General features: G+C 65.7%; 12 protein-coding genes. 6 read left to right on the top strand and 6 right to left on the bottom strand.

Annotation, left to right across the window (positions count from 1 at the left end; translation table 11 throughout):
* The first annotated feature begins 26 nt into the window (after positions 1–26).
* The gene (locus tag AC3EC3_RS06390; protein ID WP_488488771.1) at positions 27–1,121 is read left to right on the top strand and encodes a tetratricopeptide repeat protein; all 1,095 of its coding nucleotides are present in this window, start codon (positions 27–29) and stop codon (positions 1,119–1,121) included.
* An 8-nt stretch (positions 1,122–1,129) separates the two neighbouring features.
* Here AC3EC3_RS06390 and panB read toward each other — a convergent pair whose 3' ends face one another.
* Complete coding sequence (gene panB, locus AC3EC3_RS06385) at positions 1,130–2,002, bottom strand: 3-methyl-2-oxobutanoate hydroxymethyltransferase (RefSeq protein ID WP_488488770.1); 873 nt, start codon at positions 2,000–2,002, stop codon at positions 1,130–1,132.
* 179 nt (positions 2,003–2,181) lie between these two features.
* Between panB and AC3EC3_RS06380 the strand changes: the two genes are divergently transcribed.
* From AC3EC3_RS06380 to AC3EC3_RS06370, 3 genes are all read left to right on the top strand, one after another.
* A complete protein-coding gene (locus tag AC3EC3_RS06380; RefSeq protein ID WP_488488769.1) occupies positions 2,182–3,690 on the top strand; it encodes an amino acid permease in 1,509 nt (502 codons plus the stop codon).
* Between the two features lie 80 nt (positions 3,691–3,770).
* Positions 3,771–4,529, top strand: a complete 759-nt coding sequence (locus AC3EC3_RS06375) for an extensin-like domain-containing protein (RefSeq protein ID WP_488488768.1) — start codon at positions 3,771–3,773, stop codon at positions 4,527–4,529.
* A gap of 66 nt (positions 4,530–4,595) precedes the next feature.
* Positions 4,596–5,585: an aldo/keto reductase gene (locus AC3EC3_RS06370; RefSeq protein ID WP_488488767.1), complete on the top strand. Its 990-nt coding sequence runs from the start codon at positions 4,596–4,598 to the stop codon at positions 5,583–5,585.
* Here AC3EC3_RS06370 and AC3EC3_RS06365 read toward each other — a convergent pair.
* Positions 5,582–6,583: an AraC family transcriptional regulator gene (locus tag AC3EC3_RS06365; protein WP_488488766.1), complete on the bottom strand. Its 1,002-nt coding sequence runs from the start codon at positions 6,581–6,583 to the stop codon at positions 5,582–5,584. The genes AC3EC3_RS06370 and AC3EC3_RS06365 overlap by 4 nt on opposite strands.
* A 172-nt stretch (positions 6,584–6,755) precedes the next feature.
* Here AC3EC3_RS06365 and AC3EC3_RS06360 point away from each other — a divergent pair, with 172 nt between their 5' ends.
* Both AC3EC3_RS06360 and AC3EC3_RS06355 read left to right on the top strand, forming a co-directional pair.
* A complete protein-coding gene (locus tag AC3EC3_RS06360) occupies positions 6,756–7,454 on the top strand; it encodes a cyclase family protein (RefSeq protein ID WP_488488765.1) in 699 nt (232 codons plus the stop codon).
* A gap of 39 nt (positions 7,455–7,493) precedes the next feature.
* Positions 7,494–8,666 (top strand): aromatic ring-hydroxylating oxygenase subunit alpha, encoded by a 1,173-nt coding sequence (locus AC3EC3_RS06355; protein ID WP_488488764.1) that lies wholly within the window; start codon positions 7,494–7,496, stop codon positions 8,664–8,666.
* Positions 8,667–8,679: 13 nt separating this feature from the next.
* Here the strand turns inward: AC3EC3_RS06355 and AC3EC3_RS06350 are convergent, their stop codons facing one another.
* From AC3EC3_RS06350 to AC3EC3_RS06335, 4 genes are all read right to left on the bottom strand, one after another.
* Positions 8,680–9,543: a Rossmann-like and DUF2520 domain-containing protein gene (locus AC3EC3_RS06350; protein WP_488488763.1), complete on the bottom strand. Its 864-nt coding sequence runs from the start codon at positions 9,541–9,543 to the stop codon at positions 8,680–8,682.
* 65 nt (positions 9,544–9,608) lie between these two features.
* A complete protein-coding gene (locus tag AC3EC3_RS06345) occupies positions 9,609–11,039 on the bottom strand; it encodes an efflux transporter outer membrane subunit (protein ID WP_488488762.1) in 1,431 nt (476 codons plus the stop codon).
* Entirely contained in the window at positions 11,036–14,182 is a 3,147-nt protein-coding gene (locus tag AC3EC3_RS06340) for an efflux RND transporter permease subunit (protein WP_488488761.1), read from the bottom strand. The genes AC3EC3_RS06345 and AC3EC3_RS06340 overlap by 4 nt, the downstream gene beginning before the upstream one ends.
* Positions 14,179–15,432 (bottom strand): efflux RND transporter periplasmic adaptor subunit, encoded by a 1,254-nt coding sequence (locus tag AC3EC3_RS06335; protein WP_488488760.1) that lies wholly within the window; start codon positions 15,430–15,432, stop codon positions 14,179–14,181. The genes AC3EC3_RS06340 and AC3EC3_RS06335 overlap by 4 nt, the downstream gene beginning before the upstream one ends.
* Between the last annotated feature and the right edge of the window lie 155 nt (positions 15,433–15,587).

Raw genomic sequence — 15,587 nt, 5'->3', positions numbered from 1 at the left:
CAGACTATGCTGCGACGTTGTGCGACATGGGCCAGGGAACTGCAGCACTGGCTGCCACGCGACGTCTTCTGACGGTTTCGCCCGGAAACGCGAATGCCTATTATATTCAATCTCTTATAGCTTCCCGCGCAGGGCGATATACGCTCGCACGCGGGGTGCTGGATCGGGCCGGGACGACGCTTGATACGATGCCGGGCGTCATGCTGCTGCATGGCGTTCTGGAAGCGGATGCAGGCAATTATGCGACATCGTCGGACTGGCTGGAAAAGTTGCTTCAGCAACGTCCCGATGACCGCGCGGGAGAGAATCTTCTGGCTCGCGTGCTCTATCTTTCGGGGCAGTACAGCTATGTAATCCAGCGTTTTTCGGATGTCGCATCGAAGCCGGATGCCACGCCTTACCTGCTGACGGTAGTGGCGCGGGCGGAGGAGGCGTTGGGCGACCGGCAGGCAGCAGGTGTTCTGCTGGACCGCGCGGCAAGGGGCCCTCAACCCGGATTGCATGTGCTTTCAGGCACATCCAGCGTGGCAGATCTGCTTGGACAGAGCAGGACACAAACGGCACTGAACGCGACAGAGACGGCACTGGAACAGTCGCCCGGCTCCTACGATGCCCTTTCGCTGGCCGGAGATGCGGCGTTGGCTGCGCACGACCCGCAGCAGGCGATGGCGCTCTATCGTCAGGCGGCAGGGATCCGTTTCCCCGATGGGCTGTTCCTGCGCTGGCTGGCCGCGCTCGATGCGGCTGACGATCGTGCCGGTGCCGTGGCGCTGGTTCAGGCCCGATTGGCACGAGATCCTGCGAGCCGGGTCGCGCTGATGGCCACGGCGCAGCAGGCGCAGGCAGAGGGAAGGCCTTTGCGCGCGGCTGCTCTGCTGCGCTGGCTGCGCGATAATGGTGGCAGCAACGATGTGGCCGTACTGAGCCGTCTTGCCGCTGTGGAAGTGGAGAGCGGAAATTTGCCTGCAGGTTTGAGCGATGCACGTCGGGCCTACGACCTCCAGCGAGCCAGTCCGCTGGCGACGCGCGCGCTGGCCTATGCGCTCGCAGTTACGCATGGCGGCAGTACCGAGGCGCTGGCCCTGGCAGAGAAGGCCAGCGCGCTCGGTGCGGTGAACTGAACCGCCGGTCAGGCTTTGGGCTGGTAGGTCTGCTCGATGCCGGGGAAGCTGCGCTCGCGCACTTCGCGGGCGTAAGTCTCCGCTGCTTGCGAGACGAGGCCTGCCATGTCGGCGTAGCGCTTCACGAAGCGCGGCACGCGCTCGAACAGGCCGAGCATGTCTTCGGCGACGAGCACCTGCCCGTCGCACTGGGCAGAGCCGCCGATACCGATGACCGGGCAGGCACAGGCGCGGGTGGCTTCGATCGCGATCGGCTCGACCACGCCTTCGACGACGATCGCGAAGGCGCCTGCGGTATCGAGGGCACGGGCATCGGCGACGATCTTGGCGGCCTCCGCTTCGCTGCGACCGCGCGCGTTATAGCCGCCGAGCAGGTTCACCGCCTGCGGGGTAAGGCCGATATGGCCCATCACCGGAATGCCGCGTGCCGTCAGGAAGGCGACCGTCTCGGCCATCGCTTCGCCGCCTTCCAGTTTCACGCCGGCGCAGCCGGTTTCCTTGAGCAGCCTTGCGGCATTCTGAAAGGCCTGCTGCGGGGACTGTTCGTAGGAGCCGAAGGGCATGTCGACGAGAACCGCCGCATGATAGCTGCCGCGTACCACGGCGGCGCCATGGTTGATCATCATTTCCATCGTGACGGGAACGCTGGAGGGAAGGCCGTAGATCACCTGACCCAGACTGTCGCCGACCAGCAGCATGTCGCAATGGGCATCGAGCAACTGGGCCTGCCGCGCGGTATAGGCGGTCAGCATGACGAGGGGATTTTCGGTCACGCCGTCCTGCTTGCGACGGCGGATGGCGGGGACGGTCAGCCGCTTCATCGGGGCAGGCGTGGGCGTGGCGCGCGACGTGGCGGTGTCGATCTGGAAAGTGGTAGACATGCGCCTCTTCTAGCCCCCCCGTATCGGGTCGGCAATTCGCTGCGTCCCGAACCGGGAAAAAGCGACGCGGCAAGGGGGCCGGTTCGCGAAAAGCCGGGGAACCAGCGCATCTAGGCCCTTGCCAAGCGTGAACATGTCGTTAGCGTCCGGGCCATCCAGAAATTCGGGGGTCCATCCGCATGTTCGGACGTGTAAAGCCGTTAGATGCCATTTTGGCGACGGCTGAAAAGAAATCTCTGCATCGCTCGCTGGGCGCTTTCCAGCTCACCATGCTGGGCATCGGCGCCGTGATCGGCACCGGCATCTTCGTGCTGACGGCGGAAGCCGCGCAGAAGGCCGGGCCCGGCATGATGCTTTCCTTCATCATCGCCGGTTTCGTCTGCGCCGTGGCGGCGCTGTGCTACGCTGAAATGGCGGCCATGGTGCCGGTATCGGGATCGGCTTATACCTATAGCTACGCCGTGATGGGCGAACTGGTCGCCTGGATGGTGGGCTGGGCGCTGATCCTGGAATACGCGATCGCCGCAGGTGCCGTTTCTGTCGGCTGGTCGGGCTATTTCGTCGGCTGGCTCAACACCAGCTTCCAGATAAGCATACCGCATGCACTGGTGCGCGGGCCGTTCGATGGCGGCGTGATCAACCTTCCCGCGATGCTGATCGCGGCGGCGGTGACGGCGCTGCTGGTGCGCGGCACCAAGGAAAGCGCGACCGTGAACGCGGTGCTGGTGGGTATCAAGATCCTGGCGCTCGGCTTCTTCGTGCTGCTGACGCTGCCGGTTATCAAGACCGGCCAGTTCACGCCGTTCGCGCCGCTCGGCTTTGCGGGTATCTCGGGTGCGGCGGCGTCGATCTTCTTCGCCTACGTGGGCTTCGATGCGGTTTCGACTGCCGCCGAAGAGACCAAGAACCCCCAGCGCAACATGCCGATCGGCCTGATCGGCAGCCTGCTGATCTGCACCATCTTCTACATGCTGGTGGCCGCAGGCGTGATCGGCACCGTGGGTGCGCAGCCGGTGTTCGGTCCGGGGCATGAAGTGCTCTCGCCGGGAACGCCCGCGCTTTCGGCGGCCTGTTCGTCGATCCATGAACAGGCCGTGGTCTGCTCGAAGGAAGCGCTGGCGTGGACGCTGCGTCAGGTTGGCCATCCGTTCGTCGGCTGGCTGGTCGGTGCTGCCGCCATCATCGCGCTGCCTTCGGTCATCCTGATGATGATCTTCGGCCAGACCCGCATCTTCTTCGTGATGAGCCGCGACGGCCTGCTACCCGAGTACTTTTCGAAAGTGCATTCGCGCTTCCACACCCCGCACGTCGTGACGGTGCTGACCGGTATTTTCGTGGCGCTGTTCGCTGCGTTCTTCCCGGTTGGCCTGCTGGCGGACGTGTCCAACTCGGGCACGCTGTTCGCGTTCATGGCGGTGTCGATCGCGGTGGTGGTGCTGCGGCGCACGGACCCTTCGCGCAAGCGTCCGTTCCGCACGCCGTTCCTGATGATCACCGCACCGCTGGCGATCATCGGCTGCATCTACCTGTTCTTCAGCCTTTCCAAGGAGACGATCATGCTGTTCGTCGGCTGGGCGCTGGTCGGGCTGGTCGTCTATTTCGCCTACAGTCGTAACCGCAGCCATGTCGGTCGCGGTCTGGTGGACGTCCACGAGACGGACGCCGACGCACCGCTGCCGCCGGTGTGATGCGTTACGCGTCATTGCTGATATGAGGAAAGGGGGGCATATCGCTCCCCTTTCTTTTTGCGGAGCCGGAGAAGGGCGCGATGCGTTGGCGCAAGGGAATGCGCGCAAGACTGCTCTCCCTGTTCGATCATGGCCTGCTGGCGCTGCTGCTGGTCGCGAGCCTGCTGTTGGCGGGCCGCGCATGGTTGCACGATCACCCCGAGGACGATCCGTGGGCGCCGCTGTCGCTGCGCGATCCGCCGGGCTGGGCGACGGGGCGCAAGCTGGCGGCGGTGCGTGGCGATCTGCCGACATGCCGTGCTTTCCTCGAACGCAGCGATATCCCGGCAGAGCCGTTGCCCGCCATCGGTAGCGGTATCTGTCGAAGGTCCGACCGTGAGCGGATCGCCTCGCTGGCCGTCGCCGACGTGGCGCTGCGCCCGTGCAAGGCACAGGCGACGTGCGCGGTAGATGCAGGCCTCGCGTACTGGCTGCGCTACGGTGTGCAGCCGGCGGCGCGGCTGTTCCTGCACTCTGCGGTGGTGCGGATCGAGCAATTGGGCACTTACAATTGCCGCAGGATCGGAGGCGGCAAGACCGGGACATGGAGCCAGCACTCGACCGGCAATGCCATCGATATCTCTGCTTTCGTCACTGCCGACGGGCAGCGGGTGACGGTTCTGGGCGATTGGAAGGCGAAAGCGGGCCAGCCCGAACGTTCGGCCTTCCTTCACGCCGTGCGCGATGCGGCGTGCATGCCGTTTTCGACCGTGCTCTCGCCGGACTACAACGCCGCCCATGCCAACCACCTGCATCTCGATCAGGCGCGCCGCACGGGAGGCTGGAAGGCCTGTCACTAGAGTGCGTCAAAGCGCGGTGCGTATTCGGGCAAGCGTTGCCAGGGGCCGGGCGGCACAAGCGTTTTCATGACCAGCCCTGATCTCGATCCCGCCGCCTGCCTTGCTTTCGGAGGTGCCGAAATCGGCAACCTCCACCGTGCCATCGATGAAGGCGAGGCGCGCGGGGTGCTGGAAGCGGCGCGGGCGGCGGGGATTACGCTGTTCGATACAGCGCCCGGCTATGGTAAAGGGCTCAGCGAGTTGCGTACAGGCGCGTTCCTGCGCGATCATGCGGATGAGGGGCTGCAGGTCTCCACCAAGGTGGGGCGCTATCTGGTGCGCGGGGAGGAGGCCGGAAAGCGCGAGTTCTTCGCCGCCGCGCTGCCGTTTGCGGGCGTGTTCGACTATTCCTACGACGGCTTCATGCGCGCGTTCGAGCAGTCGGTGATGCGACTGGGGCTGACGCGTGTCGATATGCTGCTGGTCCACGAACTGGACGAGGGAAACCACGGCGCGGCGACCGAGGCACAGCTTGTCGTGCTGCTCGACAGCGGCATGAAGGCGCTGGAGGAACTGAAGCGGGCAGGCGATACGGCGCAGATCGGCTTTGCCGCAAATGGCGCCGAGGTTGGCGCACGGGCGCTGGCGGGCGGTGATTTCGACGTGGGGCTGCTGGCCTCGCGCTATACCTTGCTCGACCAGTCGGGCCTCGAAACGTTCCTGCCGACCGCGCAGCGGCGCGGGGTGCGGGTGATGGCGGGCGGCGTGTTCAATTCGGGCATTCTCGCCTCGGGCACGGCGCAGGGCGCGCGCTTCGATTATCGCGAGGCCCCCGAGAATATCGTGGCCCGCGTGCGCAAGCTGGAGGCGCTCTGTGCGCGGCATGCGGTATTGCTGCCCGGTGCAGCGATGCGCTTCGTGCTGGCGCATCCGGCGATCGAGCGGGTGCTGGTGGGCACCTCTCGCCCCGAACGCATCGGCGAGACGGTCGCCCATCTGCACCAGCCGGTGCCCGACGCATTCTGGCAGGAGCTTCGCGCCGAGGGTCTGGTCGGCGCGGATGTGCCCCTGCCTTAGTGTTCCACCAGCCTGACATTGCGCAGGCGATCGACGGAATTGCGTGCAGCGCCCAGTGCTTCGCTGCGGTAGCTGCTGGGCGTGCAGCCGTACTCCTCGCGGAAGGCGCGGCTGAACGAGGCGCTGTCGCCGAACCCCCAGTTGAGGCAGATTTCGGTGAGCGAGGCGTTCTTCTGGTGCGGATCGCCCAGCGCTTCGCGGCAGCGCTCCAGCCGCCGGGTGCGCAGATGGCCGCGGAAGGTGTGGCCGCTTTCGGCGAACAGCATCTGCACATAGCGCACTGAGACGCGGTGTATTTTCGCGACGGTCGACAGGCTGAGTTCGCCGTCGTGCAGGTTCTCCTCGATCGAGCGGCAGATGCGCCGCAGCGCGCCTGCGCGCACCGAGGCGAGGCCGCCCAGCGGGTTGCGCGCGGGATCGTCGAACAGACTGCCGAGCAGCAGTTGCACCAGCGCGGTTTCCATGGCGAGGGCGCTGGCCTCGTCGAGCCGCTCGATGCTTTCGGTGACGGCGGCCAGCATCGCGCCCAGCACGCGCACCGGGCCGGGCGCATCCTTGAGGTGGATCAGGTTCACCGGCAGCGAGACCAGACTGGCGCGGGCGAGCAGATCGGCGGGAATGTTCGCCATGGCGATGCGGAAATCGCTGTGCATTTCCAGTTCTCCGGGGGCGCCGCGCCGCGCGAACAGCACATCGCCGGGGGTGACGGAAACCGGACGACCATCGATCCTGAGCGTGGCTGTGCCGCGCATCACCATCGTCAGCCAGAACACGGCATCGTTGCGCTGTGCCATCGGCGCGAACGTCTGCGCGCCACCTTCGAGCACGGAAAAGCTGATCCCGCGCGGCGAGCGGAACTGTGCGACGCTGGCCTCTCGCGCCTCGGCGGAGGCGAGGGCGCAGTCGGTGGTGATCGCGAAATCGGACAGCGCGCCGCACCAGCCGGAAAGCCGGGCAGCGGGGGGCAGGGCAGTGGCATCGAAGCGGCTATGCGGCATGTGCGTCCTCCTCGGATTGCCTTTCAAAAGACCGAGGGGCACCATCTCCCAACCACAATCGTATGAATTGCGCGATGTTTCGCAAGCGCAAATCGCAGCGCACGTTTCGCAAAGCATCGAGGTGGTGTGCCGCATAGTCTGAACGCCAAGCCCGTTCAGGAGAATGCCCTCGATGCCTGCTACCGTGTCACCATTCCGGCGGATCGTCGATCTCAGCCATCCGATGTTCGAGAACATGCGCAATGGCGGCGGCTGGGCGGTGACGTTCCCGCTGATGGACAACTTCAAGCGCACCGCGATGATGACCGACGGCAAGGCGTCCTACGAAACGCACATGATGATGTTCCCCGAACACTGCGGGACGCATCTGGACGCGCCGCGCCACTTCCACGAGCCCGGCCTTGCCATCGACGAACTGCCGCTCGAACGCCTGATGCTGCCGGGACTGCTGCTGGATCTTACCCACAAGCAGGCCGGAGAGCCGATTACCGTGGCTGATTTCGAGGCGGCGGAAGTGAAAGCCGGTGGGCGGATCGGCCCGGATGTGGCGTGCGTGTGCTGGACCGGCGTCGACAAGGTCTGGGGGCAGGCCGACATGGGCCGCAACCGCCCGCATGTGCCGACCGAGACCGCGCAGTGGCTGGTCGATCGCGGCATGACGATGTTCGCCACCGACCTGATCGGCATGGACGACCCTGAGGAGTGGTGGGATCCCACCCACCAGATCTGGCTCTCCAACAACGTGTGCATGGTCCAGCAACTGACCCGTCTCGAGGAACTCGCAGGGGAGCGGTTCCTGATCCAGGCCTTCCCGATCAAGGTGCGTGGCGCGACCGGCTGTCCGGTGCGCGCGGTCGCGCTGGTTCTCTGATCCTTCCTCAATTCCCGACTTTACCGGAGACTTTTCGCGATGACCGTCCTGACCCGTGACTTCTTCGACAGCTTCGCCTCGTCCGTGCGCGAGACCGAAGTGGCCGAATCGCTGCCGCCTGCCTGCTATACCTCGCAGGAGTTCTTCGGCTTCGAGAAGGAGGCGATCTTCATGCGCGAATGGCTCTGCGTCGGGCGCGAGGACTGGGTGCCGAGCGTGGGGGACTATTACACGTTCAGCCATTCGGGAGAGCCGATCATCGTGGCGCGGGCGCAGGACGGATCGCTCAACGCGATGTCGGCAGTGTGCCAGCACCGGGCGATGCTGGTGGCCGAAGGGCGCGGCAATGCACGCGGGTTCCTGTGTCCCTACCACCACTGGAGCTACGCGCTCGACGGCAGGCTGGTCGCCGCGCCTGCGATGAGCAAGACCTGCAATTTCGACAAGGCGCAGAACAGCCTGCCCAAACTGAAGCTGGAAAGCTGGCACGGCTTCCTGTTCGTGAACTTCGACCCTGATGCCGAACCGCTGGCGCCGCGTCTTGCCTGTCTGGAGCCGGTGATGGCGAACTATGCCGTGGCCGATCTGAAGGGGCCGCAGCCGGGCGAACCCACGGTCTATCCGTGGAACTGGAAGGTGATGTTCGAGAACAACAACGACGGCTATCACGCCAACCGCCTGCACCATGGCCCGCTGCACGATATCGTACCAAGCTCGCTTGCCAGCTTCCCGGAGCTGCCGGAGGGAACTGCCGGGTACTACCGCCTTAACGGCTCGACCCACCCGCACGCCAGTTTCAACCCGACGCTGAAAGCTCTGTTCGAGGTGTTTCCCGATCTGACCGAGGAAGAGCGCAACCGGGTGCTGTTCGTGAACCTGCCGCCGAGCCTCTCCATGGTCGTGATGAACGACATGGTGCTCTACCTGATCCTCGATGCACGCGCGGCGGACAGCCATGGCCTGACGATGGGCACGCTGGTGACGGCAGGTGCGATGCAGGACGAACTTTACGACCTGAAGATGAAGATGAACGAGGAGGCCGTGACCGAGATCGTCGGGCAGGATCTCCACGTCGATCTGATGGTGCAGGCAGGCCTCAATTCGCGCTTCGCGCCGCGCGGGCGCTATTCGTGGCAGGAAGGGGCGCAGCGCCAGTTCAACCTGTGGCTGGTGGATCGCTACGAGGCCGGGCGCGCGCAACTGGCCGAATAACTTGGGGAAGGGGTCAGGTGAGCGGGGCGCGAAGGACGGCGTCCGGTTCCCGGCCCTGCCTCTCCAGTTCGTCGAGTGTGGCGGTGGCCATGGCGCGGTAGGCGGGAAGGTGTCGAGGGCTGTTTTCCGCGATGGCCTTGAGGTGGCCTTCGATCGTGCCGCTGTCGCCGCGCAGCAGCGGGCCGGAAAGCGCCTCGAAGCCTTTCGCCAGCGTGTTCTCCAGAGCCGCGTGGACGAGCGGCGCCAGCAGCGGTGAAGGCTCACTGATGCCGCTGGCGCGCAGCATGTCCTGTGCGCCGCTCAGCAGGGTGACGAGATGGTTCGCTGCATGGCTGAGCGCCGCGTGATACAGCGTGCGGTGCTCTTCGGTCACGTCCACCGCCACGCCGCCGAGTAGTGCGACCAGCGCATGCGCGGCTTCGCAGGCGGCAGGATCGGGCGCTGTCACGGCAAAGCGGGCGCCGATCATGCGCTCGCGCTCGGCCTGCGGATCGCCGGTGAAGGTCATCGCCGGATGGATCGCGGCGATCAGCGCCCCGCGCTTGCCCAGCGGTTCGAGCAGCGCGGCACCGCTGCGGCCGCTCACGTGGCAGACCAGCGGATGGTGGCCCAGTTGCTCACCGCTGCCGAGTTGCGCGACCAGCGGCGCCAGCGCATCGTCGGCGACGGCAAGGATCACCGTCTTGCAACTGCCGAGCATTGTGTCGGTCGAGGCGCAGGTCTCGCCGCCGATGCGTGCCGCCAGCTCTTGTGCCTTGCCCGCATCGCGGCCCCAGATCGCCAATTGCCCGGCTCCGGCGAGCGCTTGCGCCAGAGCCTGCGCCACGCGGCCGGTGCCGACGATGCCGATGGGATAGAGGGGCTGGGCAAGCTGCATGGAAGATGACGTCCGGTGCGAAAGGGGGGTGATCCCTAACGCCAATCGCACCGGATGTGCAGCCCTCAGGAAGCCTTCATGTCGTTGGCCTGCCAGCCGCCGCCCAGATCTTCGACCAGCAGCACGCTTGCCTGTAGACGGTCCTGCAACACGGTGAGGACGTTCTGCGATGCGGTGAGTTCGGTCGCCTGCGCGGTAAGAACCGTGGTGTAGTCGACCGTGCCCTGCTGATATTCGGCCATGTCGAGCACGACCGCCTGATGCGCGGCGTCCTGCGTGTGGATCAGGATATCGCTCTCCTGCTGGTAGACGCGCAGGGCCGCCAGTTCGTCCTCGACGCCCTGAAACGCGGTGAGCACGGTCTGGCGATAAGTGGCGACCGACTCGTCGTAGGCCGCCTTCGCCTCACGTTCCTTGGCGTGGCGGGCGCCGAAGTCGAAGATCGTATCGGCAACGTCGGCCCCCAGCGACCACAGGCTGGTGGCGGCGCCGAACAGCTTGCCGAGGTTGCTCGCGCTGCTGCCGTATTCGCCGGAAAGCGTGACGGTCGGGAAGTACGAGGCGACCGCGACGCCGACCAGCGCGTTGGCAGAGGCCATGCGGCGTTCGGCGGCGGCGATGTCGGGGCGGCGCTCCAGCAGGGTGGAGGGCAGGCTGACCGGGGCGACGGGCACGGCATGGCTGAGCGGCGCTGCGGGCAGCGAGAACTGCGCCGGTGCCATGCCCATCAGGACCGCGATGGCATGCTCCATCGCCGCGCGCCGCACGCCCAGATCGACGAGCGAGGCCTGTGCGGCATAGAGCTGCGTCTTCGCGCTGATTACCGAGGACTGGGCGACGGTGCCCGCGTTGAACTGGTTGGTCGTGAGCGTCAGGAACCGCTGGTACTGCTCCACCATGCGGCGATAGACCCCGGCCTGCTCGTCCAGCACGCGCAGTTCGAAATAGTCCTGCGCAAGGCTGGCCTGCGCGGCCAGTTTCGCATCGGCAAGATCGGCGGAACTGGCTTCGGCAAGCGCCTTGTCGCTTTCCACATTGCGACGTACCTGTCCCCACAGGTCCGGCACCCAGCTTGCATCGAGCGCGGCGGTGTGGGTGGTGCCGGTGGACGACTGGCCGGAGCTTGAGGCCGCACCGGAGGTATGCGTGCGTTGCGAGGACAGGTCCGCGCCGACCGTCGGGAACAGCGTGGCGCGCGCGGCAGCGGTCGTCTGCGCGGCCTCGCGCCAGGCGGCCTCGTATTCCTTCACCGTCTGGTTCGAGGTGGCGACCTTGTCCTCCAGTCCATCAAGGACCGGATCGCCGAACATCGTCCACCACGGTCCGCGCGCGGCATCGTCTGCCGGACGGCTCGGCACCCAGCCCTCGGCCTCCTTGAAGCGCGGGGCTTCGGGGGCGCTCGGGCGGTGATAGTTCGGCCCCACCGCGCATCCGGCGAGCAGGCAGGCCGTCAGTGACAGGGCGCAGGCGGCCTTGAGCTTGAACGCGTTCATCATGCGGGCTCCGCCTGAGGCTGGATATGATCGGGATCGATATGGCTGGGATCGTGGGCATGCTTGCCGCGAAGCCGGTCGAGGTAGGTGTAGACCACCGGCGTCGAGAACAGCGTCAGGATCTGGCTGACGATCAGCCCGCCGACGATCGCATAGCCCAGCGGCTGGCGGAATTCCGAGCCGGTGCCGTGCATCAGGATCATCGGCACGCCGCCCAGCGCCGCGCAGGCCGTGGTCATCAGGATCGGGCGGAAACGCTGGACCGAGGCCTTGAAGGCAGCCTCTGTGGCGCTCAGTCCTTCCTCGCGTTCCAGCCGCATCGCCACGTCGACGATCATGATGCCGTTCTTCTTCACGATGCCGATCAGCAGGATGATGCCGATGATGCCGATCACGTTCAGATCTTCTCCCGCCAGCCGCAGCGCAAGCAGGGCGCCGAGGCCTGCGGAGGGCAGGGTGGACAGGATCGTGATCGGGTGGATGAAGCTCTCGTAGAGCACGCCCAGGATCACGTAGACGGCGATCAGCGCGGCGAGGATCAGCACCGGCTCACTGGAGAGCGACTGCTTGAACGCCTGCGCATTGCCCTGGAAGGCGCCGGAGAGCGTGTTGGGCGCGCCCAACGTATCGCGCATGTTCTCGATCGCCGCCGTCGCCTGACTGAGCGAGACACCGGGGGCAAGGTTGAACGAGAGCGTCACGGCAGGGAATTCTCCCTGATGATTGACCGAGACCGGGGTGCCGCCCGAAGGCGTCGCCTTGACGAACAGCGAGAGCGGTACGGTCTTGCCGGTGGTGGAGGACAGCACGAACATCGAATTGAGGATGTCGGGCGTTTCCTGCAGCTTTGGCGGCGCCTCCATGACGACGTGATAGCTGTTCTGCTGGGTGTAGAACTGCGCGATCTCGTCCTGTCCCAGCATCTCGTAGACGGCATCGTCGACGTCGGTGGGGGTCAGACCGAAGCGCGCTGCGGCGGCACGGTCGATGTCGAGGTTGAGCGAGGCGCCCTGCGACTGCTGGTCGGAGTTGACGTCGCGCAGTTCGGGCAGCTTCTGCATCGCCGCCAGCATCTTGGGCGACCATGTGTTGAGTTCGTCCATGTCGGCATCGGCCAGCGTGTACTGGTATTCCGCCTGACCCGAACGGCCACCCATGTTGATATCCTGACGGGCCTGAAGGATCGTCCGTGCGCCGATCACCTTGGCGAGCTTGGGCCGCAGACGGGCGATGATCTCGGGCGCGGTGATCTTGCGGCCTTCCGACATGGGCTTGAGCGCAATGAACATGTTGGCCTGGTTGCCGCTGCCATTGCCCACGAACATGCCGACTGCGCTGACGGCCGGGTCGGAGGCGATGATCCTGCCCACTTCCTGCGCTTTCGCCTTGGTCTGCGGGAAGGTGGACGATTGTGAGGTCTGCATCAGGCCGCCGAGCAGGCCGGTGTCTTCCTCAGGGAAGAAGCCGGTGCTGGCGGTGGCATAGAGCACGCCTGCCAGAACGATGGTCAGAAGGAAGCTTATCAGCGTCAGCAGGCGATGGTCCATCACCCACGTCAGGCCACGCTCGTAGCTGGCCTCCATGCGCTTGAAGCCGTTCTCCATCGCGCGCGTGAAGCGATGCTGCGGGGGCTTGGGCTGCTTGAGGAACTGCCCGCAGAGCATCGGCGTGACCGTCAGCGTGAGCAGCATCGAGACGAGCACGGCAGCGCTCAGCGCCACGGCGAATTCGTGCATGAGCAGGCCGACGACACCGCCCATGAACATCAGCGGCGTGAACACGGCGATCAGCGAGACGGTGATCGACAGCAGGGTGAAGCCCACTTCACCTGCCCCTGCCAGTGCGGCTTCGAGCGGTCCGGCACCGTGCTCCATCTTCTGCCAGATGACTTCGACCATGACGATCGCGTCATCCACCACGAAGCCCACGGCGATACTCAGCGCCATCAGCGAGAGGTTGTCGAGACTGTCGCCCAGGAACAGCAGTGCGCCTGCCGCTCCCAGCAGGGCGAGCGGGATGATGGTGCTGGGGATGATCGTCGCGCGCCAGTCGAGCAGGAACACGAAGATCACGCCGACCACCAGAACGATGGTGAGCAGCATGGTGTTCTGCACGTCGGCCACGGAGGCGCGGATGGTCTGGGTGCCGTCGCGCAGCACGCTGACGTGGATGCCCGGCGGGATATTGGCTTCCATCGAGGGAAGCGCCTGGTTGATGCGGTCGACCGTGTCGATCACATTGGCGCCGGGTTGCTTGAAGACGACGAGCAGGATGCCTTGTCCGGCCTGCACTTCCTTGTCCGGATCGGCCTTGCCGGGGAAAATCCACGCGCCGATCTGGTTGTTCTCTACCCCGTCGCTGACGCTGCCGATATCGGACAGGTGGACGGCTGCACCCTGATTGTAGCCGACCACCAGATCGCGCCAGCCCTTGGCGTCGAGAATCTGGTCGTTGGCATAGATCGTCAGCGCCTGCTGGCCGCCGTTGATCGAGCCCTTGGGCGAATTGAGCGTCTGGGCGGTGATCTTGGTGCGGATGGTGTTCACGTCGAGACCGCGCGCGGCGGCTTTGCGCGGATCGATCTCGATGCGCACGGCGGGCTTCTGCTGGCCGCCTATCGTGACCTGTCCCACACCTTCGATGCGCGACATGCGCTGCGAGAAGATCGTGTCGGCGAAGTTGTCCACCGTGTCGATCGGCAGGGTCTTCGAGGTCAGCGACAGCACCATGATCGGGGTGTCGGCCGGGTTGACCTGACGGATCGTCGGCTGCGCGGGAAGGTTGCTGGGCAGCTGCGCGCTGGCGGCGTTGACGGCGGCCTGCACCTGCTGGAAATCGTATTCGACCGACTGGCTGAGCGCGAACTGCAAGGTGATGCTGGTCGAGCCCAGCGAACTGCTGGAGGTCATCTGGGTGACGCCGGGGATCAGCGAGAACTGGCGCTCCAGCGGGGTCGCCACGTTCGAGGCCATCGTCGTCGGGCTGCCGCCGGGCAGGCTGGTGCTGATCTGAAGCGTCGGGAAATCCACGGCAGGCAGCGAGGCAACCGGCAGGCTGAAATAGGCGACGATACCGGCCAGCAGCACGGCAAAGGCCAGCAGCGCTGTCGCCACCGGCCTCAGGATAAAGGGGCGCGAGATATTCATGCGCCGGTCTCCGGCGCCTGCGATCCGGTGACCTTCACCGGCGATCCGGCTTTCAGCATCATCTGGCCATCGACGACGACCTTGTCGCCCGGCTTCACGCCTGTCTTGACGGCGGTGAACCCGTCATCGCTGCCGAGCACGGTCAGAGGGCGCATCTGCACCTTGTTGTCGGCACCGACGACGAAGGCATAGCTGCCGTTCGGTCCGCGATTGACGGCGGCATCGGGAATGACGGTGGCATCGTGCAGGGTCTGCGTCGCCAGCTTCACGTTGACGAACTGACCGGGCCACAGGTGCATGGCGCTATTGGCGAATTTCGCCTTCAGCTCGACCGAGCCCGTGGCCTGATCGACCTTGTTGTCGGTAATGGTCAGCTGGCCGCTGTCGAGCAGTTGCTGGCTTTCCTGCCCGAAGGCCTGCACCGGCAGCGGCTTGCGGAAGCCGTCGGTCATCTGCGCCAGCTGCGAGAACTGGCCTTCGGGAATGGTGAAGGTCACGGCGATCGGCTGGAGCTGGTTGATGACCACGATGCCGCTGCCGCTGGAACTGCTGCTGGATGCCGAACTCGTCGCGGCGGCGGTGCTCTGCGCACTGGCGGTCGATCCGCTGGAGCTGACGAGGTTGCCGGGATCGACCAGACGCACACCGGCGCGACCGGTGACGGGCGAGACAATGCGGGTCCAGCTGAGGTTGATCTGCGCGGTTTGGACGTTGCCGCGGTCCATCTCCACCGTTGCGCGATCCTGCGCGACTGTCGCCTCTTCGTCTTCCTCGGTCTGGCGCGGCACGGCGTTGGTGGCGAGCAGGGTCTTGTAGCGCTGAAGGTCGCGCTCCGCTCCGGCAAGGATCGCCTGATCGCGGTGCAGGGTGCCGGTCTCGACCATCAGTGCGGCGCGGAACGGTGCAGGATCGACTTCGGCGAGAACCTGCCCTGCGTGGACCTGCGAGCCTTCGGTGAAGTTCACTTTGGTCAGCATGCCGCTGACGCGCGCGAAGATCGTGTCGCTGGTCCAGGCCTGCGCGGCGCCAAGGGCGCTGACCGTCAGGGGCAGATCGCGACGGACGGCTGCGACGGCGGTGACGGGAACCGGGTGAACCTTCTTGGCCTTGTCCGCCGGTTTGTGGAACATCGCCCAGCCGCCGAGGCCGCAGGCGACCAGCGCCAGCCCTGCAAACACGCCATACCGGCGCCGCCGCTCGTTTTCCATGATGCACTCCACGAAGGGCGAGGGCACGCGCGAGAGGCGCATGGCAGGCACTCGCCGGACCATTTGCGCAAAGGCGATAGCGTCGCTTCGTGGGGCAGGGACAGGATCGGGGCGTCTCGGCTGGTCTCCCGCTTTCTCGCTTTGTCTCGAAATATCTCAGCAGCGGAGGGCAGGCTGGCGGCGGGGTATCGCGGGGC

Source organism: Novosphingobium sp. BAM6, from assembly GCF_057784955.1.
The sequence above is the reverse complement of the archived record's forward strand: the minus strand, read 5'-3'. Positions and strand labels throughout refer to the sequence as shown.

What these genes read in the sequence shown, in the direction of transcription:
- AC3EC3_RS06365 (WP_488488766.1), bottom strand. Translation starts at nt 6,583, where the DNA reads ATGCCGCATAGCCGCTTCGATGCCACTGCCCTGCCCCCCGCTGCCCGG.
- AC3EC3_RS06370 (WP_488488767.1), top strand. Translation starts at nt 4,596, where the DNA reads ATGACCAGCCCTGATCTCGATCCCGCCGCCTGCCTTGCTTTCGGAGGT.
- AC3EC3_RS06355 (WP_488488764.1), top strand. Translation starts at nt 7,494, where the DNA reads ATGACCGTCCTGACCCGTGACTTCTTCGACAGCTTCGCCTCGTCCGTG.
- AC3EC3_RS06380 (WP_488488769.1), top strand. Translation starts at nt 2,182, where the DNA reads ATGTTCGGACGTGTAAAGCCGTTAGATGCCATTTTGGCGACGGCTGAA.
- AC3EC3_RS06345 (WP_488488762.1), bottom strand. Translation starts at nt 11,039, where the DNA reads ATGATGAACGCGTTCAAGCTCAAGGCCGCCTGCGCCCTGTCACTGACG.
- AC3EC3_RS06360 (WP_488488765.1), top strand. Translation starts at nt 6,756, where the DNA reads ATGCCTGCTACCGTGTCACCATTCCGGCGGATCGTCGATCTCAGCCAT.
- AC3EC3_RS06390 (WP_488488771.1), top strand. Translation starts at nt 27, where the DNA reads ATGGGCCAGGGAACTGCAGCACTGGCTGCCACGCGACGTCTTCTGACG.
- AC3EC3_RS06350 (WP_488488763.1), bottom strand. Translation starts at nt 9,543, where the DNA reads ATGCAGCTTGCCCAGCCCCTCTATCCCATCGGCATCGTCGGCACCGGC.
- AC3EC3_RS06375 (WP_488488768.1), top strand. Translation starts at nt 3,771, where the DNA reads ATGCGTTGGCGCAAGGGAATGCGCGCAAGACTGCTCTCCCTGTTCGAT.
- AC3EC3_RS06335 (WP_488488760.1), bottom strand. Translation starts at nt 15,432, where the DNA reads ATGCGCCTCTCGCGCGTGCCCTCGCCCTTCGTGGAGTGCATCATGGAA.
- AC3EC3_RS06340 (WP_488488761.1), bottom strand. Translation starts at nt 14,182, where the DNA reads ATGAATATCTCGCGCCCCTTTATCCTGAGGCCGGTGGCGACAGCGCTG.
- panB (WP_488488770.1), bottom strand. Translation starts at nt 2,002, where the DNA reads ATGTCTACCACTTTCCAGATCGACACCGCCACGTCGCGCGCCACGCCC.